The sequence below is a fragment of the Paludibacterium purpuratum genome (genome assembly GCF_004363805.1).
Lineage (GTDB): Bacteria > Pseudomonadota > Gammaproteobacteria > Burkholderiales > Chromobacteriaceae > Paludibacterium > Paludibacterium purpuratum.
In genome coordinates this window covers 178,159-201,190 of sequence record NZ_SNZP01000008.1, presented here as the reverse complement: position 1 = coordinate 201,190, position 23,032 = coordinate 178,159, and the positions used below count along the sequence as shown (strand labels likewise).

At 60.7% G+C, this 23,032-nt stretch carries 17 protein-coding genes; 16 read left to right on the top strand and 1 reads right to left on the bottom strand.

Annotation, left to right across the window (positions count from 1 at the left end):
* Positions 1 to 178 precede the first annotated feature (178 nt).
* The 15 genes from DFP86_RS11475 to DFP86_RS11405 all read left to right on the top strand — a co-directional run bounded on the left by DFP86_RS11475 (position 179) and on the right by DFP86_RS11405 (position 21,184).
* Positions 179 to 1,321, top strand: coding sequence for a cell division protein ZipA C-terminal FtsZ-binding domain-containing protein (locus DFP86_RS11475; RefSeq protein ID WP_133681307.1), 1,143 nt, complete (start codon positions 179 to 181; stop codon positions 1,319 to 1,321).
* A gap of 49 nt (positions 1,322 to 1,370) precedes the next feature.
* Positions 1,371 to 3,506 (top strand): NAD-dependent DNA ligase LigA, encoded by a 2,136-nt coding sequence (gene ligA, locus DFP86_RS11470; protein WP_133681305.1) that lies wholly within the window; start codon positions 1,371 to 1,373, stop codon positions 3,504 to 3,506.
* Positions 3,503 to 4,951, top strand: coding sequence for a tetratricopeptide repeat protein (locus DFP86_RS11465; RefSeq protein WP_133681303.1), 1,449 nt, complete (start codon positions 3,503 to 3,505; stop codon positions 4,949 to 4,951). Before ligA ends, DFP86_RS11465 begins: the two co-directional genes overlap by 4 nt.
* The gene (locus DFP86_RS11460; protein ID WP_133681300.1) at positions 4,948 to 6,339 is read left to right on the top strand and encodes a tetratricopeptide repeat protein; all 1,392 of its coding nucleotides are present in this window, start codon (positions 4,948 to 4,950) and stop codon (positions 6,337 to 6,339) included. Before DFP86_RS11465 ends, DFP86_RS11460 begins: the two co-directional genes overlap by 4 nt.
* Positions 6,340 to 6,486: 147 nt before the next feature.
* Positions 6,487 to 7,350, top strand: a complete 864-nt coding sequence (gene galU, locus DFP86_RS11455; RefSeq protein WP_133681298.1) for a UTP--glucose-1-phosphate uridylyltransferase GalU — start codon at positions 6,487 to 6,489, stop codon at positions 7,348 to 7,350.
* Positions 7,351 to 7,415: 65 nt separating this feature from the next.
* Entirely contained in the window at positions 7,416 to 7,958 is a 543-nt protein-coding gene (locus DFP86_RS11450) for a hypoxanthine-guanine phosphoribosyltransferase (protein WP_133681296.1), read from the top strand.
* A gap of 155 nt (positions 7,959 to 8,113) precedes the next feature.
* A complete protein-coding gene (locus tag DFP86_RS11445; protein WP_133681294.1) occupies positions 8,114 to 8,851 on the top strand; it encodes an S-methyl-5'-thioinosine phosphorylase in 738 nt (245 codons plus the stop codon).
* A 67-nt stretch (positions 8,852 to 8,918) separates the two neighbouring features.
* On the top strand, positions 8,919 to 9,911 hold the full coding sequence (locus DFP86_RS11440) for an SDR family oxidoreductase (RefSeq protein ID WP_133681292.1): 993 nt from the start codon (positions 8,919 to 8,921) through the stop codon (positions 9,909 to 9,911).
* The gene (locus DFP86_RS11435; RefSeq protein WP_133681290.1) at positions 9,908 to 10,480 is read left to right on the top strand and encodes a D-sedoheptulose-7-phosphate isomerase; all 573 of its coding nucleotides are present in this window, start codon (positions 9,908 to 9,910) and stop codon (positions 10,478 to 10,480) included. The genes DFP86_RS11440 and DFP86_RS11435 overlap by 4 nt, the downstream gene beginning before the upstream one ends.
* Positions 10,477 to 11,994 (top strand): PfkB family carbohydrate kinase, encoded by a 1,518-nt coding sequence (locus tag DFP86_RS11430; RefSeq protein ID WP_133681288.1) that lies wholly within the window; start codon positions 10,477 to 10,479, stop codon positions 11,992 to 11,994. Before DFP86_RS11435 ends, DFP86_RS11430 begins: the two co-directional genes overlap by 4 nt.
* An 18-nt stretch (positions 11,995 to 12,012) precedes the next feature.
* Positions 12,013 to 13,113, top strand: coding sequence for a radical SAM protein (locus DFP86_RS11425; protein WP_133681286.1), 1,101 nt, complete (start codon positions 12,013 to 12,015; stop codon positions 13,111 to 13,113).
* Between the two features lie 10 nt (positions 13,114 to 13,123).
* Entirely contained in the window at positions 13,124 to 14,080 is a 957-nt protein-coding gene (locus DFP86_RS11420) for a thiamine pyrophosphate-dependent dehydrogenase E1 component subunit alpha (protein WP_133681284.1), read from the top strand.
* Positions 14,077 to 15,135: an alpha-ketoacid dehydrogenase subunit beta gene (locus DFP86_RS11415; protein ID WP_133681282.1), complete on the top strand. Its 1,059-nt coding sequence runs from the start codon at positions 14,077 to 14,079 to the stop codon at positions 15,133 to 15,135. The genes DFP86_RS11420 and DFP86_RS11415 overlap by 4 nt, the downstream gene beginning before the upstream one ends.
* A 45-nt stretch (positions 15,136 to 15,180) precedes the next feature.
* Entirely contained in the window at positions 15,181 to 16,572 is a 1,392-nt protein-coding gene (locus DFP86_RS11410) for a radical SAM/SPASM domain-containing protein (protein ID WP_133681280.1), read from the top strand.
* Positions 16,573 to 16,663: 91 nt separating this feature from the next.
* A complete protein-coding gene (locus DFP86_RS11405) occupies positions 16,664 to 21,184 on the top strand; it encodes a glycosyltransferase (protein WP_133681278.1) in 4,521 nt (1,506 codons plus the stop codon).
* Positions 21,185 to 21,250: 66 nt separating this feature from the next.
* Here the strand turns inward: DFP86_RS11405 and DFP86_RS11400 are convergent, their stop codons facing one another.
* Entirely contained in the window at positions 21,251 to 22,489 is a 1,239-nt protein-coding gene (locus tag DFP86_RS11400) for a glycosyltransferase family protein (RefSeq protein WP_133681273.1), read from the bottom strand.
* Between the two features lie 332 nt (positions 22,490 to 22,821).
* Here DFP86_RS11400 and DFP86_RS19620 point away from each other — a divergent pair.
* On the top strand, positions 22,822 to 23,032 hold a 211-nt coding region (locus DFP86_RS19620; protein WP_481848705.1), incomplete at its 3' end, for a flagellin N-terminal helical domain-containing protein.

Genomic DNA, 23,032 nt, shown 5'->3' with positions numbered 1-23,032 from the left:
AAACCATCGCTGGTGGCATGCTTGAGAATGGCGTCTATTTGGTGCTCTTTTTTGAGCTGTGCGGCTGGCAAAAGCCGAAATGTAAGGCTTTTCCGAATGTTTCTCGCCTACACAGGTGTCGCCTGATCGACGATTCGTTATACTACCCACGGATTTATTCGCCCTTGCGGACTGGCTGATGAGCGAATTGCAAATAGGTTTACTGGTATTGGGCGGGTCGATTGTCGCCCTGGTGTACGGTTTTAACGTGGTGCAAGAGTGGCGCTTCCGTCGCAGGATGCGCCAGTCGTTCGTGCGCACGCAGGACGATCCGTTATTGACCGTGCCGAAAAATAACGTGCGTGACGGCGTGCGCGCCGATCGTCTGGAGCCGGTGTTGCTCGATGCCGGTCGCGTCGACCTGCCCGAGCCCTTCGAGGTCGAGCTGCCGCAGGACGAGGCTGCGCCGATTGCGCCCGACGCGCCCTCCGCGGTCAAGGATGAAGATGCCGCTCTGGACTCGGCCGACCACCAGGCGCTGGTGGTGGCCATGCTCGATCCGTCGCTGGATTTCATCTGCGAAGTGGTGTTCCACCAGCCGCTTGAGCTGGTCAACATGCCGCGCTTCAATGTCGCTAAGCGCGTGCAGGTCATCGGACGCACCGAAAAGGGATTGTGGAAGCCAGCCGAAGTGCTGCCAGGCATCCGCTACAAGCAAATCAACATTGGCCTGCAATTGGTCGACCGCGGCGGCGCGGTCACCGAGCAGGAGCTTGCCAGCTTCTGCCAGCAGGTATCGCACTTCGCCGAGGAATACGGCGCCGCGGTGAGCTTCCCGCAACGTCAGCAGAAGCTGGTCGCCGCACGCGAACTCGATCGCTTTTGCGCCGACGTCGATGTGCTGATCGGTCTCAATATCGCGCCACGACTGGCGATCGAAGGCACACGGCTGCGTAGTTTCGTCGAATCCAACGGCATGCAGTTGGAACCGGATGGCGCTTTCCACTACCTGGCGGATTCCGGCAACACACTCTACTCGCTGATGGCGGCCGATCAGATGCCGTTCACATTGCATACTCTGCTCGACAACAGCTTCCCGGCCCTGTGTCTGCTGTTCGACGTACCGCGCGTGGCTGGCGGTGTCGAGGTTTTCGACCGGGCCATCCAGTTCGCCCGCCAACTGGCACAGGAGTTCGACGCCCAACTGGTCGACGACAACCGTCGACTGCTGACCGATGTCGGCCTCGCCCGCATCCGCGATCAGCTGAAAACCATCTACGGCAGCATGGACGACCGCGGCATCGCCCCGGGCAGTGTCGCCGCCCTGCGCCTGTTTGCCTGATACTTGCGGGGCCGGCGATTCGCCGGCCCCGAACCCTTTCCGATTCGATATGACACCGACCGACGATATCCAGCGCGCCGCCGAATTGCGTGCTCTGCTTGACCGTTATGGACGTGAGTATTACGAACTCGATGCGCCGACGGTGCCCGATGCCGAATACGATCGCCTGTTGCGCGAACTCATGGCGTTGGAGGCGCGCCACCCGGAACTGCAACGGCACGATTCGCCGACTCGGCGCGTCGGCGGCGCACCGCTCGATGCCTTCGAGCAAGTTGCCCATGCGGTGCCGATGCTGTCGCTCAACAATGTCTTCTCCGATATGCAGCTTGAAGCGCCGGTCGAGCGGCATGCCGAATTGGCTCAATTCGACGAACGGGTGGCACGCGAACTGGCGGTATTGCCGGTCGAGTACGCGGTCGAGCCCAAGTTCGACGGCTTAGCCATCAGCCTGTTGTATCGCGACGGTGTCTTGGTGCAGGCGGCAACGCGCGGCGACGGGGTCACCGGCGAGAACGTCACCGAGAATGTGCGTACCGTGCGCAGCCTGCCGCTGCGGCTTGCTGGCGACAACTTGCCGTCCCTGCTGGAGGTGCGCGGCGAGGTACTGATGTTCAAAGCCGATTTCGAGCGGTTGAATCAGGCGCAGGACGCACTCGGCGAGAAGCGTTTCGCCAATCCGCGCAATGCCGCCGCCGGTAGTCTGCGTCAGTTGGATTCGCGCATCACCGCCAAACGCCGGCTGTCCTTCTTTGCTTATGCCATCGCCCGTATCGAGGGTGCCGAATGGCCCGATACGCATCAGGCCGAGATGAACTGGCTCGCCACGCTCGGTCTGCCGGTGGTGGAGGACGCCCTGCGACCGGCGGTGCGCGGGTTGACGGGACTGGTGGTTTATTACGAAGAGATCCTGGCGCGTCGCGCCGAGCTGCCCTACGACATCGATGGCGTGGTGTACAAGGTCAACCGGCGCGATCAGCAAGAGCAGCTAGGCTTCGTGGCGCGCGCGCCGCGTTTTGCCATTGCCCACAAATTTCCAGCGGAAGAGGCGCTGACCGTGGTCGAAGCGGTCGAGGAGCAGGTTGGTCGCACGGGCGCCATCACGCCGGTGGCGCGGCTTGCGCCTGTGTTCGTCGGCGGCGTCACCGTCACCAATGCCACATTGCACAACCAGGACGAGGTGCTACGCAAAGACGTGCGTATCGGCGACACGGTCATCGTGCGCCGGGCCGGCGATGTCATCCCGGAAGTGGTGTCCGTGGTGTTGGAAAAGCGTCCCATGCGCGAGGCGGCGGGACGCGATCTGTTTTCGCCGACGTTGGAGCCGGTGTATCCCTCATACCGCTTGCCGACCCATTGCCCGGTGTGCGGTTCGCATATCGCCAAGTTGGAGGGGGAGGCCATCGCGCGTTGTACGGGCGGCCTGTTCTGCTCGGCTCAGCGCAAACAGGCTCTCTGGCACTTCGCCTCGCGCAGGGCGATGGATATCGACGGGCTGGGCGACAAGCTGATCGATCAGTTGGTCGACCGCGGTATGGTGCGCACCCTGGCCGATTTGTATCGGTTGGCGGTGGCCGAGTTGGCCGGGATGGAGCGCATGGGGCAAAAGAGCGCCGACAACCTGGTGGCCGCCATCGAGGCCAGTAAACACACCACGCTGGCACGCTTTATCTACGCGCTGGGCATCCGTAATGTCGGCGAAGCGACCGCCCGCGATCTGGCGCGCCATATCGGCGATTTTGGCGCGCTGTGCGCGCTGGCCGAGGGGATCGACGATCCGTTGGCGCGTGCCCGCTCGCTCGATATTTTGATGGCCGTGCCGGACGTGGGGCCGGTTGTGGCCGAGTCGATTCTCGACTTCTTCGCCGAAGCGCACAATCGAGAGGTGGTGGAGGCGCTGTTGGCCGTCGGCGTGCATTGGCCTCAGGAAGCGGCGCCGGAAACCGGCCCGCGCTCGTTGGCCGGCAAGACGCTGGTGTTGACCGGCACACTGCCGACGCTAAGCCGAGACGAAGCCAAAGCGTTGATCGAAGCCGCCGGCGGCAAGGTGGCCGGCAGCGTGTCAGGCAAGACCGATTATCTGGTGGCCGGCGAAGCGGCCGGCAGTAAACTCGACCGAGCACAGGCCCTTGGCGTGACAATCCTCGACGAGGCAGGGCTGATGGCTTTACTGGAGCAAGACACATGATCCTACTTGGCGCAGATGCGGCATACGAACAAGGCTGTCAACACGTGGCGGAAGGGCTGTGGGATGCCGCGTTGAAGGACTTCAACGCCGTCCTGGCCGAACGACCGGATGACTGGGAAGCGCTGGCCAACCGAGCGGTGGTCTACCATCGGTTGGGGCGCTTCGATCAGGCGCTGGACGATTATTGCCAAGCGCTCGACCGCCAGCCGAAAGCGCCGGGGCTATTGATCAATCTGGCTGCGCTGTTGAAAGAATTGGGGCAGTTGGGGGCGGCCGAGGGCCTGCTGATTCAGGCGCTGCAGCTCGTGCCGGATCATGCCGACGGCTGGAGCAATCTAGGGCTGGTGCGGCAGCATCAGCGGCGTTATGACGATGCGGCCGCCTGCCACATCCGCGCCATGGAGCTCGCTGGCGCGAGCCCGGCACGCTGGACCAATCTCGGTAACGCACTGACCGGTAGCCTGCGCCTACCGGATGCGATCGACGCTTATCGCCAGGCGCTGGCGCTTCAGTCCGACTTCCACGAGGCGAGCTACAACCAATCCATTCCTTTGTTCATGCTTGGCCGCTATGCCGAAGCATGGCCGTTGTACGAATCCCGTTGGCGGACCATTTTGACGCCGAGTTTTGCCGGCCCGCGCTGGCAGGGCGAGCCGCTTGAGGCGCAGACGCTGCTGCTGTGGAGCGAGCAGGGTCTGGGCGACTGTTTGCAAATGGCACGCTTTATTCCGCGCCTGCGCGCGGCGCATCCATCGGCGCGCTTGCTGTTTTCCTGCCCGGTCAGCCTGCATCGACTGTTCGCCGACCTTGCCGATATCGAACTGCTGGCGCCCGACGCGCAACCGGAGTTCGACTGGCAGTTGCCGTTGGCATCGTTACCCGAGGTGTTCGACGCCCGCATCGACAACCTGCCGCTGGCGCCTTACTTTACGCCGCAATCTGCCGATGCCGCGCAATGGTCTGCCCGGTTGCCGGCCCGGCAAACCGGCCGGTTGCGTGTTGGCTTGGCCTGGCAATCCGGTGTTTGGGGCGTGGGTGTGCGTGACCTCATGCGGCAACAGAAGTCGATCGAGGCGGAAGCGTTATTACCGCTTTTGCCGTTGGCCGACTTTGTCTGTCTGCAGCCCGAGCCATTGCCGGAGGTGCTACGCGACCGGCTGTTCGCGCCAGTGATTCGCGATTTCGCCGATAGCGCCGCCATCATCGCCAATCTCGATTTGGTGATCAGTGTGGATACCGCCGTCGCACACCTGGCGGGGGCCATGGGCTGCCCCGTCTGGGTGCTGATGCGGCAAGAGGGGGCACCGTTCTTCGGTGTCGAGGGGGAAACCGCTCCGTGGTATCCGAGCGCCCGCGTGCTGCGCCAGACCGAGCACGGCAATTGGGATGCGGTGCTGGCCCAGGTGGCGGTCATGCTGGCGTCGCGTCAATCCGGCACGCGATGAACACGCCCCCGGCCGCGGATTGGCTCGCCTGCTTCGAGCTCGGCAATCAATGCTATACGCTCGGCGATTATTCTGCGGCACTCGAACACTATCTCCAGGCGCTGGACCTGAATCAAGGCTCGTGGGAGGTGCGCAACAACCTGGCGGTGCTACTCAAACTGCTGGGCGAGCGTGCGCTTGCCGTGCAATTGTTGCGCGAAGCCCTCGATCTCAAGCCCGACTACCTGGATGCACTGAACAACCTAGGTAACCTGTACCGCGACGAATTGCGTTACGACGAGGCACGTCGATGTCTGGATGACGCCTTGCTGCTGGCGCCGGACAATGCCGAGGTGCTGACCAACCTGGGTCTGCTTGAGAAGGCCCAGGGGCGGTTGGCCGAAGCATTGGCAATCTACCGCCGGGCCATGGCATCGCCGGAGCGGCCCGCCGCGCTGACCTTCAACTATGCGATCGCGCTGATCCAGTCCGGCGATTGGGCGCGCGGTTTCGGCTGGTACGAATCCCGTTGGGCTTTGCCCAGGTTGGCTGCGCAGCGCCAGCAAATCGAGGCGGCGGTACCTGCCTGGCGGGGCGAGCCGCTCGGCGGCAAGACGCTGCTATTGTGGAACGAGCAGGGCTTGGGCGACACCATCCAGATGGTGCGTCTGCTGCCGGCCTTGCGAGCCGGCTTGCCGGGCTGCCGGTTGCTGTTGCGTGTCAGTCCGGCATTGCTGCGCCTGTTTGCCTGTATAGATGGCGTCGACGGCGTGGTGGACGCGAGTGAGCCGCCGCCCGCTGCCGACTATCATCTTTCTCTCATGTCGCTGCCGTTGCATTTTCACCTCACGCCACAGACGCTTCCGGCATGGTTGCCCTATCTGGCGGCCGATGCCGCATTGACGAAGCAATGGGCCGCTCGATTGGGCGCGCGCGACCACCGGCCGCGTATCGGGGTGGTCTGGCAATCCGGACAGGCCGCTGTCGGGGCCGACGAGCGCGATCGACAGGATCGCAGCTTGTCCGAAACGGCCCTGCGCCAATTGCTATCGGCGATGTCGGCCGACTGGATCGACCTGCAGTACGGTGCCGATCCGCTGCCGGTCGATTTGCAGGCCATGATGCGCTCGCCCGGGCGGATCGAGGATTTTGCGGACAGCGCCGCGCTGTTGGCTCAAATGGATGCCCTGGTGTCGGTGGATACCGCCGCCGCGCACCTGGGCGGCGCCATGGGCGTGCCGACCATCGTGTTGATGTCGGCACAGGGCGGCAACCTGTTTCCGGCCGAGGGCGAGACCATGCCGTGGTATCCGAGCATGCGGCTATTGCGTCAGCACGCTCCGCGCGACTGGCAAAGCGTGTTGCCGGCGTTGCCGGCATGGATCGGCGGCTTGGCGAAAAAGCCATAAAACGATGTCATGTCGCCTCGCGGCAAGGAATATGCCGGAATGCGGCAAATCGCGTGGAAAAACAGCAAATAATCGGTAAATCGCTAGAGCCGCCGACAGCGGCACGCTAGAATACGGCCGGTCAAATTCAGAAAGCTATTAACGCCAATGAAGAAAATAACCAAAGCAGTGTTTCCCGTCGCCGGTCTTGGCACGCGCTTCCTACCAGCCACCAAGGCTAGCCCGAAGGAAATGTTGCCTGTGGTCGACAAACCGTTGATCCAGTATGCCGTCGAAGAGGCCGTGGCCGCGGGCATTACCGAGCTGATCTTCGTCACCGGCCGCAACAAGCGTTCGATCGAAGACCACTTCGACAAGGCTTACGAATTGGAAACCGAACTGGAAATCAAGAGCAAGCATAAGCTCTTGGATATGGTGCAAGGCATCATTCCGAGTTCGGTCACTTGCGTCTATACCCGCCAGCCCGAGGCGTTGGGCCTTGGTCATGCGGTGCTGTGCGCACAGCCGGTGGTCGGCAACGAACCGTTCGCCGTGATTCTCGCCGACGATCTGATCGACGGCGAGCCGGGCGCGATGGAGCAGATGGTCAAGCTCTACGACGAAACCGGCAGCTCGGTGCTGGGCGTGGAAACCGTCGCGCCATCCGAAACCGGCTCCTACGGTATCGTCGAGGTCAATGAGCAGGCCGGCGGCCGGCTTCTGGTCAGCAGCATCGTGGAAAAGCCGCGTCCGGAAGAGGCGCCGTCGAATCTCGCCGTGGTCGGACGCTACATCCTGACCCCGCAAATCTTCGACAAGCTGATCAACACCAAGCCGGGTGCCGGCGGCGAGATCCAGTTGACCGACGGCATCGCCGCCTTGCTCAAGGATCAAGACATCCTGGCGCTGCCGTTTGCCGGCGTGCGCTACGATTGCGGCTCCAAGCTCGGCTATCTGAAGGCGACCGTCAGCTATGGTCTGAAGCATCACGAGGTGGGCGTTGCATTTGCGGACTATCTTGCCCGCCGCTAAAACGAATCATTGCAATCCTTCTGCGTCCTGCCTGCGGCGCGGGGGTCTGAAGTAAAGGAGTCAGCATGGCAAACGTAGCCGAAGCCCTGGGCATTTTGAATAGCTCGGACATTCTGTTTAGCGCCGAAGAGGTCGATAGCGCTGTCGATCGCATGGCCGAGGAAATCACCGCCAAACTCGGGGAAAGCTATCCGCTGGTGCTGTCCGTCATGGGCGGTGCCGTGGTGTTTACCGGCCAGTTGCTGCCGCGACTGCATTTCCCGCTCGATTTCGATTATGTGCACGTGTCCCGCTACGGCGACAAGACGCATGGCGGCGAGCTGGTGTGGAAACAGGCGCCGAAGGAAGAAGTACAGGACCGCGTCGTGCTGGTGTTGGACGATATCCTGGATGAGGGCCATACCATGGCGGCCATCCGCGACAAGGTGATGGACATGGGCGCCAAGGCGTTCTTCAGCGGCGTTTTTGCCAATAAGATCATCGCCAAGGAAAAGCCGATCCTCGCCGATTTCGTCGGTATCGACGTGCCGGACCGTTATGTGTTCGGTTACGGCATGGACGTGCGTGGCGCCTGGCGCAATCTGCCGGCGATTCACGCCTTGAAGTAAGCGGCGTATCCCGTCCTCCGGTTTCCGGCGCAAGTCCGTTCAGGACTGCCGGGAACCGGCCTCCGTCCCCGCCCCTTTTCCCCTATCCCTTGCCCGTCAAAGCCGTTACACTCCCATAGCTAGTATCCGAACATACTTTATTACGGGAGGCTAACATGCTGGCAATCATTGGCGGTAGCGGTCTGGCGCAACTGTCGGTCTTGGAAGTCACCCATCGCCAAGTGGTGCGTACGCCGTATGGCGACCCCTCCTGCGCACTGACCTTCGGTCTGGTCGGCGGCCGCAACGTGGTATTCATTGCCAGACATGGCTACGGCCATTCGTTGGCCCCGCACGAAATCAATTTCCGCGCCAATATCTGGGCGCTCAAACAACAGAACATCAAAGGTGTGGTCGCCATCGGCGCGGTGGGCGGCATCCGTCCCGATATGAGGCCGGGCGCTATCGTCCTGCCCGACGATCTGCTCGACTATACCTCGGGGCGCGAGCACACCTTCTTCGAAGGCCTCGACAAGCCGGTGGTGCATGTCGATTTCACGCACCCCTATTGTCCCGATCTGCGCGCTGGCCTAAAAAAAGCGGCACAGGCGGAAGCCATCGAGATCGTCGATGGCGGGATCTATGCCTGCACCCAGGGACCAAGACTTGAAAGCACCGCCGAGATCAACCGGTTGGAGCGCGATGGCGCCGACATCGTCGGCATGACCGGCATGCCGGAAGCGGCATTGGCGCGCGAACTGGATCTGCCTTACGCCATGTTGACCGTGGTGGCCAACTATGCGGCCGGCCGCGGCGACAGCGAACACAAGGTCGACTTTTCCGGCGCCTCGTCGGTGCTGGATAGTTCGCTGCGTTCGGTTGAGCGTATCCTGCAGCGCTTGCTGCAGTCCTGAGACCGGCCGGCTCAAGTAACGACGCTTCGGGCCGATAAAACAACTATTCATTCAGGTGTTGTGGAAGATGAAAGCTCTTGTCACCGGCGCTGCCGGCTTCATCGGTAGTCATCTGGCGGAAATGCTGCTGGCGCAAGGTGCCGAAGTGGTATTGGTCGATGATCTGTCAACCGGTAAACGCGCTCATATCGATACCCTGCTTGCGCGGGGACGCTGCGAATTCCATCAGGTGGATATCCGCGACCGCGCGGCATTGGAGCCCTGTTTCGCCGGGGTCGACCAAGTGTTTCATCTCGCCGGTCGCGCCGACATCGTGCCCTCGATCGACGATCCGGAAACCTACTTCTCCGTCAATGTACAAGGCACGCTGAACGTTCTGCAATCCGCGCGCCGGCATGGCGCGCGCCGCCTGGTCTATGCCGCCTCGTCCTCTTGCTACGGGATCCCCGAGTGCTATCCGACGCCCGAAACGGCGCCGATCGCACCGGAATACCCCTACGCGCTGACCAAGGCCATGGGCGAAGAGCTGGTGTTGCATTGGGGCAAGGTCTATCACCTGCCGGTAGTGTCGCTGCGGTTGTTCAACGTCTATGGCCCGCGTTCGCGCACGGCCGGCACCTATGGCGCGGTATTCGGCGTCTTCCTGGCGCAGAAACTCAAGGGACTGCCGTTCACCGTGGTGGGCGACGGCGAACAAAGCCGCGATTTCACCTACGTCACCGACGTGGCGCGCGCCTTCATGATGGCGGGCGCCTCCGACATCAGCGGCGAGATCATGAATGTCGGTAGTGGCGGTCATTACAAGGTCAATCGACTCGTCGACCTGTTGGGCGGCGAGAAAACCTATATCCCGAAACGGCCTGGCGAGCCGGATTGCACGTTCGCCGATACCGACAAGATCACGCGATTGCTGGGGTGGCGGGCGGAAGTGCCGCTGGAGCAGGGCGTGGCCAATATGCTGGCCTGCCTCGACGATTGGCGCGATGCCCCGCTGTGGACACCGGCCAGCATCGAGCAGGCAACCAAGAGCTGGTTCGACAACCTGGGAGCTCAATCATGAATAGCGCAACCCTGTCCGGCGCTTGCGAACGCTTCGCCGGCGTCATGACCGGCATCCGCAGCAGCCATGCCGGCCGTGTCCTATCTGCCGACGAAGCGATCGCTACCTTGCTCGATATGCTGGTGACGCTACGACATGCCGACGGATCGCTTTTCATCATCGGTAATGGCGGTAGCGCCGCCGTCGCGGCGCATATCCAGAACGATCTGGTCAACAAAGGGAAACTGCGCGCCCATGTGCTGCACGAGCCGTCGTTGATGACCTGCATGAGTAACGACTTCGGCTATGACCAGGCCTATGCGCGCCTGGTGCGGCAATACGCCCGCAAGGGCGACATGCTGGTCGCCATCAGCAGCTCCGGAAAATCGTCGAACATCCTGCAGGCGGTGGCCGCGGCGCGCGAGGCGGGCGCTTCGGTGATCTCGCTGAGCGGTTTTGCCGAAGGCAATCCGCTGTCCGAGTTGGGCGACATCAATTTCTGGAGCCCGTCCGGCGATTACGGTGAAGTGGAAGTTTCCCACCTGTTCCTGTTGCATTACGTGGCCGATTGCCTGGCGGAGCGGACATGACCGAGCACAAGATCCATTCTCTCGACGACCTGGCGGCCATTGTCGCCCAGCTCAAGCAACAGGGCCGCCGTGTCGTGCTGTGCCACGGCACTTTCGACCTGATGCATACCGGCCACATTCGCCACCTGCAAAGCGCGCGTAAATTGGGCGACGTGCTGGTGGTGACGCTGACCGGGGATACCTTCGTGAGGAAGGGACCCGGGCGGCCCGTGTTCGGTGAGGAATTGCGCGCCGAGAACCTGGCTGCGTTAGCCTGCGTCGATCATGTGGCGATCAATCAGGCCGAGACGGCGATCAACGTCATCCACGCGTTGCAGCCGTCGCTGTATATCAAGGGCAGCGATTACATCGATGCGGCCACCGACCTGACCGGCAATATCGCCCGCGAGGTCGCCGCGGTGCGCGAGCATGGCGGCGACGTGCATTTCACCGACGAAATCACCTTCAGCTCCACCAGCCTGCTGAACAACCACTTCGATGTCTTCTCGTCCGAGGCGCGCGCTTTCTTGGCCGACTTCAAGCAACAGTTTCCGCTCGACGACTTCATCGCCAGGATCAAGGATCTCAAGTCGCAGCGTGTGCTGGTGGTCGGCGACGCCATCATCGACGAGTATCACTATGTTTCCACCTTGGGGCAGACCGGCAAGGGAAATACCTTGGCTGTGCGTTATGCCTCCGAGGAGCGCTTCGCCGGCGGCGCCATCGCCGTCGCCAATCACGTGGCCGGCTTCTGCCAGCAGGTCACGTTGTTGACGGCGCTGGGCAAGGAGCCTGGGACGCGCGAATACGTCACCGAGAAATTGCGACCTAACGTCAGTCTGCCGCATATCGATTTTCCGACCGCACAGACCTTGATCAAGCGCCGCTTCGTCGACCAGGATCTGCAGCGGTTGTTCGAGGTGTATTTCGGCGGTGTGGAACAAGAGCGCAGTGCGTTGGATCAGCAAGTGTGCCAATGGCTGTCGGCGCACGCGGCCGAATTCGATACCGTGATCGTGCCCGACTTCGGTAACGGCATGATCTCGCGCGACATCGCCAACGCTATTTCGCAGCATGCCCGCTTCCTGGCGGTCAACACCCAGATCAATAGCGGCAACCGTGGCTACCATGTGATTACCCGTTACCCGCGCGCCGATTTCCTGTGCCTGAACGAACCCGAGGCGCGTTTGGCGGCGCACGACCGCCTATCGCCGCTGGACATGATTGCCGGTGAGCTCAACGGGCGCCTGTCCGCTCAAGCGACCGCCATTACCCGTGGCAGCCAGGGCGCGCTACTGGTTAGTCAGGATCGTATGCTGTCGATCCCGGCGCTATCGTCCAAAGTGGTCGACCGCATCGGTGCGGGCGATGCCTTTTTGTCGCTGGCCGGCACTTGCCTGGGCGCGGGTTTGCCGCCCGAAGTCGCCGTACTGGCCGGCAGTATTTCCGCCGCATTGGACGTTCAGATCGTATGTAACCGCGAGCCGGTCGACCCGGTATTGTTCTTTAAATACGCCACCACGTTGCTCAAGTAGGGCGGGAAGGACCGAGCCATGGACAAGTTTCTGATCGATAGCCACAAGCTGATCTATCACCCCAAGCGCGTCGCGCAGTTGTTGGATGTCGGCGACGAATGGGAGCGGGCCAAGTCGGTCTACCCCATCTATCTCGAGTTGGCGCCGGTCGGGGCCTGCAATCATCGTTGCACGTTCTGCGCGGTCGACTATATCGGCTACAAATCGGTGATGCTCGACGAGGCGATGTTGGCCGAGCGTTTGCCGGAAATGGGCCGGCTGGGGGTCAAGAGCATTATGTATGCCGGCGAGGGCGAGCCGCTGCTGCATAAGAAGATCAACGAGATCGTCGCGATGACCAAAGCAAGCGGCATCGATGTGGCGTTTACCACCAACGGTGTGCTGCTCAACCAACGCTTCGTCGAGGAGTCTCTCGACAAAGTGTCGTGGATCAAGGTGTCGCTCAATGCCGGCAGCGCAGAGAGCTATGCCGCCATCCACCGCACCCGCGATCGCGATTTTCAACGCGTCATCGATAACCTGCGCGCGGCCTCCGAATACAAGCGCGCGCATGGGCTGGATACGGTGATCGGCGTGCAGACGCTGCTCTTGCCGGAAAACGCACACGAGATGGTCGAGTTGGCCCGTATTTGCCGCGACGAAATCGGTGCCGATTATCTGGTGATCAAACCGTATTCGCAGCATTTGTTCAGTGAAACCCACGAGTACGAGAACGTCAATTATCAGGGCTATCTGGCATTGGCCGAACAGTTGGAGCCGATGAGCACCGAGACCTTCCAGGTGGTGTTTCGCGCCCACACCATGCGCAAGTATCAGGAAGACCCGGAAACCCGTTACAAGAAATGCCATTCCACCCCGTTCCTGTGGGGCTATGTGATGGCCGACGGCCGAGTCTATGGTTGCAGCGCCTATCTGCTCGATCAGCGCTTCGAATACGGCAACATCAACCAGAACACCTTCCAGGAAATCTGGGAGGGCGAGAAACGGCGCGAGAACTTCCATTACGTGCGGCATCAACTGGATATCCACGAGTGCCGCAAGAATTGCCGCATGGATGAAGTCAACCGTTATCTCGACCGGCTGATGAACCAGAGCGTGCCGCACATCAACTTCATCTAGGGTGAGCAGAATGAAGACCGCGCTTTATCGCGCCATGCTGCGAATCCGCATGGTCGAAGAAGAAATCGCTCGTCGCTACCCGGAGCAACAGATGCGCTGCCCGGTGCACCTCTCCATCGGACAGGAGGCCCCGGCGGCGGCGTTCGGGCTGGCGCTCTCGGCCGACGATCGGGCGATGTCCACTCATCGCTCGCACGCGCATTACCTGGGCAAGGGTGGCGACCTGGAGAAGATGATCGCCGAACTGTACGGTAAGTCGACGGGCTGTTGCGGCGGCCGCGGCGGTTCGATGCACCTGAGCGACGAACGGGCGGGCTTCCTGGCCAGCACGGCGATCGTCGGCAATAGCATTCCGGTCGGTGTCGGCGTGGCGCTGGCGCAGCAATTGCGCGGCGAGTCGGCGTTGACCTGCGTGTTCCTCGGCGATGGCGCGACCGAGGAGGGCGCCTTCTACGAGGCCGCCAACTTTGCCGCGCTACGTCATCTGCCGGTGCTGTTCGTCTGTGAGAACAACCTGTATTCGGTGTACTCCCCACTGTCCAAGCGCCAGCCGGCCGAGCGCGATCTGTGCACGCTGGCGCGGGCGCTTGGGGTGCCGGCCGAGCAGGTCGACGGCAACGACGCTCAGGCGGTGTTGGCGGTCGCACAACGTGCGGCGGCGGAAATTCGCGCCGGTGGCGGCCCGCGCTTTATCGAATGCATGACCTATCGCTGGCGCGAACATTGCGGGCCGCATTTCGACGACGATCTGGGCTATCGGCCGACGGGCGAGCTTGCCGCCTGGCAGGACCGCGATCCGTTGCCGCGACTGGCGGCCGAACTGGCGCTCACCGACACGGATCGCCAGGCCATGATCGCGGAGATCGGCGCCGAAATCGATCGGGCATTTGAATTGGCGCTTGCCGCGCCGTATCCCGACGAGTCGACTGTGTTCGACGCAATCTATCGCACGGAGTTGTCGTCATGAGCCGCGATTCGACCATCCACGCCGCCCAGGCAATCAATGAGGCCTTGCACCTGGCTATGGCCCAGGACGAGCGGGTGCTGAAGTTCGGACTGGGGGTGGACGACCCCAAGGCGATTTTCAATACCACGGCCGGTCTGCAGCAGCGCTTCGGCCCGGCCCGGGTGTTCGATACCCCGACTTCGGAAAACGGCATGACCGGTATCGCCATCGGCGCCGCCTTGGCTGGCATGCGACCGGTGATGTGCCACCAGCGTCTCGATTTCTTCCTGCTGGCGATGGATCAATTGGTCAACAACGCCGCCAAGTGGCACTACACCTTCGGCCGTGCCGTACCGCTGACCATTCGACTGATCATGGGGCGCGGCTGGGGGCAGGGGCCGACCCATTCGCAGAATCTGCAAGCCTGGTTCGCCCATGTGCCCGGCCTGAAGGTCGTCATGCCATCCAATGCCGCCGATGCCAAAGGGTTGTTGCTGTCGTCGATTTTCGACGACGACCCGGTGGTGTTTCTCGAGCATCGTTGGCTGCACTTCGCCCAGGGCGAGGTGCCAGAGGGCGACGTGCGCGTACCGCTGGGTCGCGCAGCCGTCCGGCAGTCCGGCGACGCGGTCACCATCGTGGCGGCGTCGTATATGGTGGTGGAGGCGCTGCATGCTTGTCGCGCGCTGGAGCAGATCGGCATTCACTGCGAGCTGATCGACCTGCGCACCGTCAAGCCGATCGACTGGGATACCGTCTTCGCCTCGGTGCGTCGGACCGGGCGATTGCTGGCACTGGATACCGGTGCGGCGACCGGCTCGATTGCCGGCGAGATTGTGGCGCGCGTGGGTATGGATTGCTGGGGGGCGCTCAAAGCGGCGCCGGCTCGGCTGGCATTGCCGGACTGCCCGGAACCGACCAGTTACGGCTTGACCCGGCAGTTCTACCCGGGCGCGGAAGAAATCGTTCAATGTATCGGCAAGATGTTGGGCCTGTCCCGCTTGCCGCTGGAGTTCCTGCCCCAGCGCCACTCGCACCACGATGTGCCGGGCGTCTGGTTTAGCGGGCCGTTTTGAGTTAACGCCGCGTGCATGCGGATAAGGGTCCTAGGAGACAGAATCATGAGTGACAACAAGCACAAGGATGTTAACCGCTTCGGTTACGAGACCACCACCTCCATTCCGGACGATGCGCCGCTTAAGCGCAACCCGGGGCACAAGCTGCGCACGTCCAACGTCATCGTCAACCGCGCGGCGTTGACCGACGAGCAACAGCAGATCGACAGCTACAAGCTCGACAAGATGACCGGTCAGAAAATTCACTTCGTCAGCGAAGGCAACCAGATCGGCGTGATGCGCCTGACCGAGGGCGAGGAAGTGCCCAGCGTGCCCAACCAGTTCACCGGGCCGAGCTACCGTAACCCGCCGCAGCGCTTCCGCTTCGACGGCCACAAGATGATGCATCACCTGGACCGCTTGCAAGCCTGGCAGCGCGGCGAGCGTTTTGCACCCATTCACATCGACATGGGCCTGACCAAATTCTGCAATACCGCCTGCATCTATTGCTATGCCGTGGTACAGAATATGACGCAGGGCACGATGATCCAGCGCGATGCGCTGTTGAACTATATCGATGACTGCGGTCGCCTGGGCGTGCGTTCGATCGGCTTTATCGGCGATGGCGAACCGACCCTGAATCCGGCGCTCTACGACGCGGTGGTTCGCGCGCGCGAAGTCGGCATCGACACCTCGATGGCGACCAACGGCCTATTGCTGGACATGGATCGTGCGCACGATTTGTTGAAAAACATGAGTTGGATCCGCTTCAACTTGTCGGCGGGCGATCGCGACGGCTTCCGCCGTGTGCATCAGTCCAAAGAGAAGAACTTCGACGAGCTGGTGGAGAAGATCCGCGAGCTGGTACGCATCAAGAAGGAAAACAATTACCCCTGCACGCTGGGCCTGCAGATGGTGTTGATTCCGGAATGTTTCGATCAAGTGCTGAAAGAAGCGAAACTGGGTGCCGAACTAGGCGTAGACTACTTCGTCATCAAGCATTGTTCCGATTCCGAATACAAGGAAATCGGTATTCAGTACGAAGACTACCTGACGATCCAGGATGTACTGAAGGAAGCCGAAAGCTATTCCACCGACAGTTATGTGGTGCAAGCCAAATGGAACAAGATCAATGCCGCGTCGGAATCCGCCTTGTACAAGGATGGTTTCCGAAAATATGATGTCTGCTACGGAACCCCGTTCTTGTTGCAGATTTCGGGTAACGGCAAGATTTATCCGTGCGGTCCGTTCTTCAATAAAGAGCGGTTCTATATCGGCGATCTGCATGAGCAGTCGTTCTTCGATATCGTGATGGGCGACCGGTACTGGGCCGTGCACAAGGACGTATCGGAGTCGGTGGACGTTCACAAGGATTGCGCAGTCGGCTGTCGGCAGGACTATGTGAACAAGTTCCTGTGGGATCTGAAGAATCCGCCAGAACATATCAATTTCATTTAAATCGGCGAGAGCCGAACCATAAGAACCTGGCCATGCGTTCGAGCTTCGCCAGGTTCTAATAATAATTCAGAGCGCGCGCTCGGGAGGGTGCATGATTTCCGTCGTCATTCCGGCCTATAACTACGCGGACTATTTGCCCGCAGCGATCGATAGCGTGTTGGCGCAGGGTATCGATGATCTCGAGATTCTGGTGTGCGACGATGCGTCGACCGACAACACGGCGGAAGTCATTGCCCGTTACGAAGCCGCACATTCCTGCGTGCATGGCTATCGTAACCTGGTGAACTTGGGCGCAGGGCTCAATATCAACTACGCGGCTAGCCTCGCGCATGGCGACTACATTCTGGTATTGGGCGCCGACGATTATCTGGTGCCAGGGGTATTGGCTAAGCTGAAGGAAACGCTGGATCAGCATCCGGAGTGCGGCTATGCCTACGGTCGTTACAATATCGAGACGGCCGATGGGCGGATCTTGACGTTGCAACATCCGGGCTGGCTCGATCGGAGCTATATCGGCACGCGCGACGAATTTGCGCCTCTGCTGAGTTTCGATTGCTATATCAACATCGGCGCCACGTTGTTTCGACGTGCCACCGTCAAGATGCGGGAGTCGTTCTTCGATCTCACCTTGGGGACGTTCGAGGGCGAACGCTTTTTCCGCGCCACCGACTGGGACTTGATGCTGTATCTCAGCCTCAACGAGGTAAGGGGCGCATTCCTCAACGAACAGATTTCGATTTTCCGCCAGCACCCGCGCCAAGCCTCCGGCATCGATAACTATAGCGCCAGCGGGGTGGCTGTCACCGAGCATATGAAGTTGTTGGATCGCTACCTGACCGAAGAAACGCGCTTGCGTTGCGCCGGCCAGTTGGCGCAAATCTTCAGTCTGTTGTACGGCAAATTTTTGTTTTACATCGAGCATGCCAATCCCGCGGCGCCGTGGATCGATGAACATATCCGTCGACGTTTCAAGGTGTGTTGCGAGCGTTTCAAACAGCTGTTGCGGAGGGATCAGACGTCGGTCATGCCCCCGGTGCTGCAGGCGGTGCTCGATGCCGGACAGGCGCTGCATTTCTCGGGCGCAGCGCAACAGGCGGCTACCGGGCCGATGTTCTCTGTCGTTCTGACGACCTTCCAGCGTCCGGCGCTGCTGCAAAATGCCTTGGCTAGCGTGTTGGAACAGACCTGTCAGGATTTCGAAATCTTGCTGGTCAACGATGGCGGCCCGCTGATGGAGTCGACGCTGGACTGGATCGGCCGCGACGAGCGCGTCACTTATCTGCGCCAGCCCAACCGCGGTCCGTCGGGTGCGCGCAACGCCGCGCTGAAGCTGGCGCGCGGGCGTTATGTCGTCTACCTGGACGACGACGATCTGATGCGTGCCAATCACCTGGAAACGCTGCGCGACCAGTTGGTACTGACGCCCAACGCCGTGGTCTATACCACCGCGGAGTATGTCACCGAGTCGCTGGAGGGCGGCCGGCGTATCGAGCGCAAGCGTTATGTTCCCTATGCGCACGAAGAGTACGACAAGCTGCGTTTGCAGGTCTGCAACTACATCCCGATCAACACGTTCTGTCATGCGCGTGCACTGCTCGACCATATCGGTTTGTTCGACGAATCGCTGTTGGCGCTGGAAGACTGGGATTTGCTGATCCGACTGTCTCGCGTGGCGCCGTTCGTTCACGTTCAACGCAACACGGTCGAAGTCCGGCAGCGTCTGGAAGATCGTGGCGGTCATCAGACCGGACGGCAGTTCGACAATCTGCACGATCTATTCCGCCGTTTGTACGAGCGCTACGACGATCTGGGCGAGCCGGCGGTGCGCGTTGGCCGTGCCGCCGTGCTGGCGGCGGAGCATCCCATTCAGGCTTCGCTGGGCTCGATGAGCTATCAAGCCTGGCAGGATGCGCATGGGCTGCGCGAGGTCGATGCCGAAATTTTGGCCGAACGCATGGTCACCAAGTGGCATCGCCGCCCGTTGATTACCCTGATCATGAAGGTGACCCGGCCTTGGCTCGAGGCGCTTGGCGGGACGATCCAGTCGTTGCAGCAGCAACTTTACGGTTCGTGGCGACTGGTTGTGTTGGCGGACTTCCCGGCCCCGGATCCGATTTTCAACCGTACCGATCTACTAGGCTGGATTCAGGTCGAGAATCTGAGCGACGTGGAAGTTCTGGCTCAGGCGCTGAATACGATCGTCACCGACTTGCCCGGCGATTGGATCGGTTTGCTGCCTCCCGGCAGCGAATTGTCGCCCGATTGCCTGCTGCGCCTGGCCGACTATATGCAGCAAGACGACAAGCTGTCCGTCGTCTACTCCGACCACGACAGCATGTTGTTGCCGGGGTGCTACGCCGATCCGCAGTTCAAGCCGGATTTCAATCTCGAATATCTGTTGAACTGGGACTACATCGAAGCGGCATGCTGGTTCAACCAGCAGTCGGTCATGAGTGTCGGCGGCTTTGCCGCCTACCCGGGCAAAGAAGGCTACGAGCTACTGTTGCGTCTGGCCGATCAGTTCGGCGAGGCCAGCGTGGGCCATCTGGCCTATCCGCTGGTGCATTTGCCCAAACAGCAAGAGACCGATCTCTCTCGCGCTGCCCATCGCGTGGCGGTATCGAGCCACCTGGCGCGGCTTGGCCGCGAGGCGGAGGTGCAGGAAGGCGCCATGCAGGACACCTTCAAGGTTGCCTATCCGATTGCCGGTACGCCGCTGGTTTCGATCATTATCCCCAACCGCGACAAGCTGGAGTTCCTGCAGCCTTGTATCGAGACTTTGCTGGCGAAGACCCGCTACCAGCAGTTCGAAATCCTGGTGATCGACAACCAAAGCGTCGACCCGGATGTCATCGATTTCTATCGCGAAATTCAGGCCAGCGAGCCTGCACGGGTGCGAGTCATCGAATACGATGCCCCGTTCAATTTCTCTGCGCAGTGCAACCTCGGCGTCAGCATGGCGCAAGGCGAGTACGTGCTGATGCTCAATAACGACATCGAGATCGTGCAGCCCGAGTGGTTGGAGCGGATGTTGATGCATGCCCAGCGCCCTGAGGTCGGCATGGTTGGCGCCAAGTTGGTGTATCCGGAAACCGGCATGGTGCAGCATGGCGGGATCGCACTCGGAACGGGGCCGCTGTTGCTGGATGTGGCGACCCACTATGGCATGGAGTGCAAGCTCGACGAACCGGGTTACATGAACCGTAACCAGTGCGAGATGTATTTGTCGGCGTTGACCGGCGCCTGCCTGCTGATGCGGCGCGAGGTCTATACCGAGCTTGGCGGCATGAACGAAGAGCTCAGCGTGCTGTTTAACGATGTCGAGTTCTGCCTGCGTACCGCGCAAGCCGGCTACAAGATGCTTTGGACCCCTTACGCGGTGCTGGTTCACCACCATGGTATGAGTGTCAACGACAAGTTGAAGGATCCGGTCGAGCAAGGACGTTTTGCCGAGCGCAGCAAGCGCGAGCACGAGTATATGCTGGACAACTGGCTGTCGGTGTTGGCGCGCGATCCGGCCTATAACCGCAATTTGAGCCTGCAGAGCACGCCGCTCTCCATCGAGCAGGCTGTTCCGTTTACTTGGGATCCCTCGTTTAATGAGCGGCCCAAGATCCTGGCCACGGCGATTCCTGGCGGCAGCGGCGAATATCGCGTGGTCGAGCCGCTCACCGCATTGGCGGTCGGCGGTCTGGCTCAAGTCTGCACCGTGCGCGCGATCCGTAACGGCAACCGCATGCTCAAGCCGATGGAAATCGAGCGGATGAACCCGGATGTGCTGGTGTCGCAGAACGGCATTAGCGATGCCCACCTGGAAACCATGCGCTACTACCAGAAGTACTTCGCCGATAAGCGACGTGTCGTGACGCTCGACGATCTGCTGACCGATCTGCCGGAAAAGAGCTCGCTCTACAAGCAAATCAAGTCCAACTTCCGCGATGCGCGCCGCCGCTTGCGTACTTGCCTGTCGATGGCCGATCGCCTGGTGGTATCGACTGCACCGTTGGCCGAGTTCGCCAGCGAATTCATCGGCGATATCCAGGTGGTGCCCAATCGGCTGTCGAAGGCCAAGTGGGAGAACCTGGCCACCAACCGCAGCGTGGGAAGGCGACCGCGCGTCGGTTGGGTTGGCGCTCAACAGCACAAGGGCGACTTGGAGTTGATCCAGGAAGTCGTGCGCGCCACCGCGGACGAGGTGGATTGGGTCTTCATGGGCATGTGGCCGGAAGGCGTGGACGACTGCATCCGCGAAAAACGCGCCAGCGTGCCGTTCAAGGATTATCCGCAGGCAGTGGCCAGCATGAATCTCGACTTGGCGGTCGCGCCGCTGGAGATCAATGCGTTCAACGAGAGCAAGAGCAATCTACGCCTGCTTGAGTATGGCGTGTTGGGCTGGCCGGTGATCGCTAGCGACATCATGCCGTATCAGACCAACGGTGCGCCGGTGAAGCGAGTGCCGAACACGCCGGAAGCCTGGATCGAGGCCATCCGCGAGCGGGTGCACGATCTGGATGCGACCTATCGCGAGGGCGACGCGCTCCGTGCCTGGGTTAAACAGCACTACATGCTGGAGGACCATCTGGAAGAGTGGTTGCGCGCCTACGGCAAATAATCCACGTCTATCCGAAAAAAACCGGCCCGATGCAAAACATCGGGCCGGTTTTTTTCAAATCACGGCTTACTGGTACATGTGCTGTACGGCGGTCATGTCGGACAGAATCTCCTGGGCGCGATGACGCCAAGTGTGGTGCTGCCGGGTCTGCTCCGCGGCATTCATGGCGATGTCGTGCAGTGCTTTGTCTTGTCCACGCCACTGGGAGAAGGTGTCCGCAGCCGTTTCGATGTCGAAGGGGACATAGTGTTCGCCCGGCGTGAAATGACGGCGGATGTCGTATTCGGTGTCGTTGAAGCGGCCGGTGCAGACGAAGATGCTGCCGCCGCTACCCATGCATTCCAATACGCGGGAGTGCATGCCGAAACAACCGTTATGTACATTGAATTGCGTGCGACGATAAATCTCGGCGAGATCCGAACCCCAGCGTAGATTGGTTTTGTAATAGGAGGCGAACTTTGGCCAGTAGCGCCAGAACTCGTGGCCATAGATCTCCAGATCCAGCCCCGCCTCCAACGTGGCGCCGGCCAGCGCCAGCCGGTCGTTGATACGCGGCATTTCGGTGTCCAGCAGCTGTATGTAGGGGATTCGATCCATTGAGGCGATGTGCTCTTCGACCGTGATCTGGATATCCAGGTAACGATTGATCTCGTCGACCATCAGTTGGTGCAGTTGCGGGTAGCTATGCTGGCAGACCGAAACCTTGGCCTTGTTGAGCATGAAGTTGGCCATCTGGTCGACGCGCATTTTCTTGCCATTGTTCCAGGCCATCGCATTCTGTAGAAACTCGGTATTCATCACATGCAACGGCATGGGGATATAACCGCAGATGGCCGCGCTGTTGGAGACCGCCTCGACCTCGGGTTTGGCGTGATGGATGCGCGGGTCGATCCCGGTGTGCAAGCGGCCCCAAACCCCCTGCTCCAGATGATGGGTGAAACCGAAATACTCGGGATCGACCAGCGTGTAGATCAATTCGCTGCCGCCGAAATTCTGATCGGTGTAGTGCAGCTGAGGCAGCTCGCCTCCTCTGGGCTCGCGCCAGGCATCCTGAATCCAAGCTACATGCGGAATGTCTTCGGGAATGGCCGCCTGCGTCTGCCATCGAGTGCGATTGATCTCGAAGATAAAATCCGGCTTGAGGTTTTCCAGTTGTTCCTTGATACCCTCCGGCTTTTTGCCGCAATCGACGATCTGGGTATCTACGCCCTCGTCCAGAAAGGCTTGCGACAGGGCGCGCATGATATTGAACAGATAAGTGTTGTGCTGAAAATTCACCAGCAATGCGATTTTATTGACAGACATGTTGGACCCTAGCTGACAAAGACAGACATATCGTCGAGCCGCAGGTGCTCGGCGGGAGCATCGATGATCTGGGCCGGCGCACCTTGTTTCCCCCTTGCGCGGACTTCAGGACGTGATGAAGTCATGAACCGAGTACCAGCAGAATGCTTAACGGGTATCGTACTCGAAGCGGCCCCCATATAGAAGCGCTTCATCGGTGAAAAAAGACCATAAACCGACTCTAAAGTGTCGCGCGCACCTGTCGATAAGTGAGGTAAGCGGTGCTCGAAACGATTCGAGCATCACGTACCGACCTAGCACGCTGAATACGTCAGACAGGATGGAGGCTCAAAATGGCTATCTATGTAAACACCAACATTGCATCGCTCAATGCGCAGCGCAACCTGTCGAACTCGACGGATTCCCTGAAGACCTCGCTGCAACGCTTGTCTTCCGGTCTGCGCATCAACAGCGCCGCGGACGATCCTGCCGGCATGGCGATTTCGCAAACCATGACCATGCAGATCAACGGTAACAACCAAGGTATCCGCAACGCCAACGACG

Bases quoted from the DNA above. Each gene is read 5' to 3' on its own strand.
- DFP86_RS11440 (WP_133681292.1), top strand. From the start codon at position 8,919: ATGAAAGCTCTTGTCACCGGCGCTGCCGGCTTCATCGGTAGTCATCTG.
- DFP86_RS11450 (WP_133681296.1), top strand. From the start codon at position 7,416: ATGGCAAACGTAGCCGAAGCCCTGGGCATTTTGAATAGCTCGGACATT.
- DFP86_RS11445 (WP_133681294.1), top strand. From the start codon at position 8,114: ATGCTGGCAATCATTGGCGGTAGCGGTCTGGCGCAACTGTCGGTCTTG.
- DFP86_RS11465 (WP_133681303.1), top strand. From the start codon at position 3,503: ATGATCCTACTTGGCGCAGATGCGGCATACGAACAAGGCTGTCAACAC.
- DFP86_RS11410 (WP_133681280.1), top strand. From the start codon at position 15,181: ATGAGTGACAACAAGCACAAGGATGTTAACCGCTTCGGTTACGAGACC.
- DFP86_RS11460 (WP_133681300.1), top strand. From the start codon at position 4,948: ATGAACACGCCCCCGGCCGCGGATTGGCTCGCCTGCTTCGAGCTCGGC.
- DFP86_RS11475 (WP_133681307.1), top strand. From the start codon at position 179: ATGAGCGAATTGCAAATAGGTTTACTGGTATTGGGCGGGTCGATTGTC.
- DFP86_RS11400 (WP_133681273.1), bottom strand. From the start codon at position 22,489: ATGTCTGTCAATAAAATCGCATTGCTGGTGAATTTTCAGCACAACACT.
- DFP86_RS11435 (WP_133681290.1), top strand. From the start codon at position 9,908: ATGAATAGCGCAACCCTGTCCGGCGCTTGCGAACGCTTCGCCGGCGTC.
- DFP86_RS11415 (WP_133681282.1), top strand. From the start codon at position 14,077: ATGAGCCGCGATTCGACCATCCACGCCGCCCAGGCAATCAATGAGGCC.
- DFP86_RS11405 (WP_133681278.1), top strand. From the start codon at position 16,664: ATGATTTCCGTCGTCATTCCGGCCTATAACTACGCGGACTATTTGCCC.
- DFP86_RS11425 (WP_133681286.1), top strand. From the start codon at position 12,013: ATGGACAAGTTTCTGATCGATAGCCACAAGCTGATCTATCACCCCAAG.
- DFP86_RS11420 (WP_133681284.1), top strand. From the start codon at position 13,124: ATGAAGACCGCGCTTTATCGCGCCATGCTGCGAATCCGCATGGTCGAA.
- DFP86_RS11430 (WP_133681288.1), top strand. From the start codon at position 10,477: ATGACCGAGCACAAGATCCATTCTCTCGACGACCTGGCGGCCATTGTC.
- ligA (WP_133681305.1), top strand. From the start codon at position 1,371: ATGACACCGACCGACGATATCCAGCGCGCCGCCGAATTGCGTGCTCTG.
- galU (WP_133681298.1), top strand. From the start codon at position 6,487: ATGAAGAAAATAACCAAAGCAGTGTTTCCCGTCGCCGGTCTTGGCACG.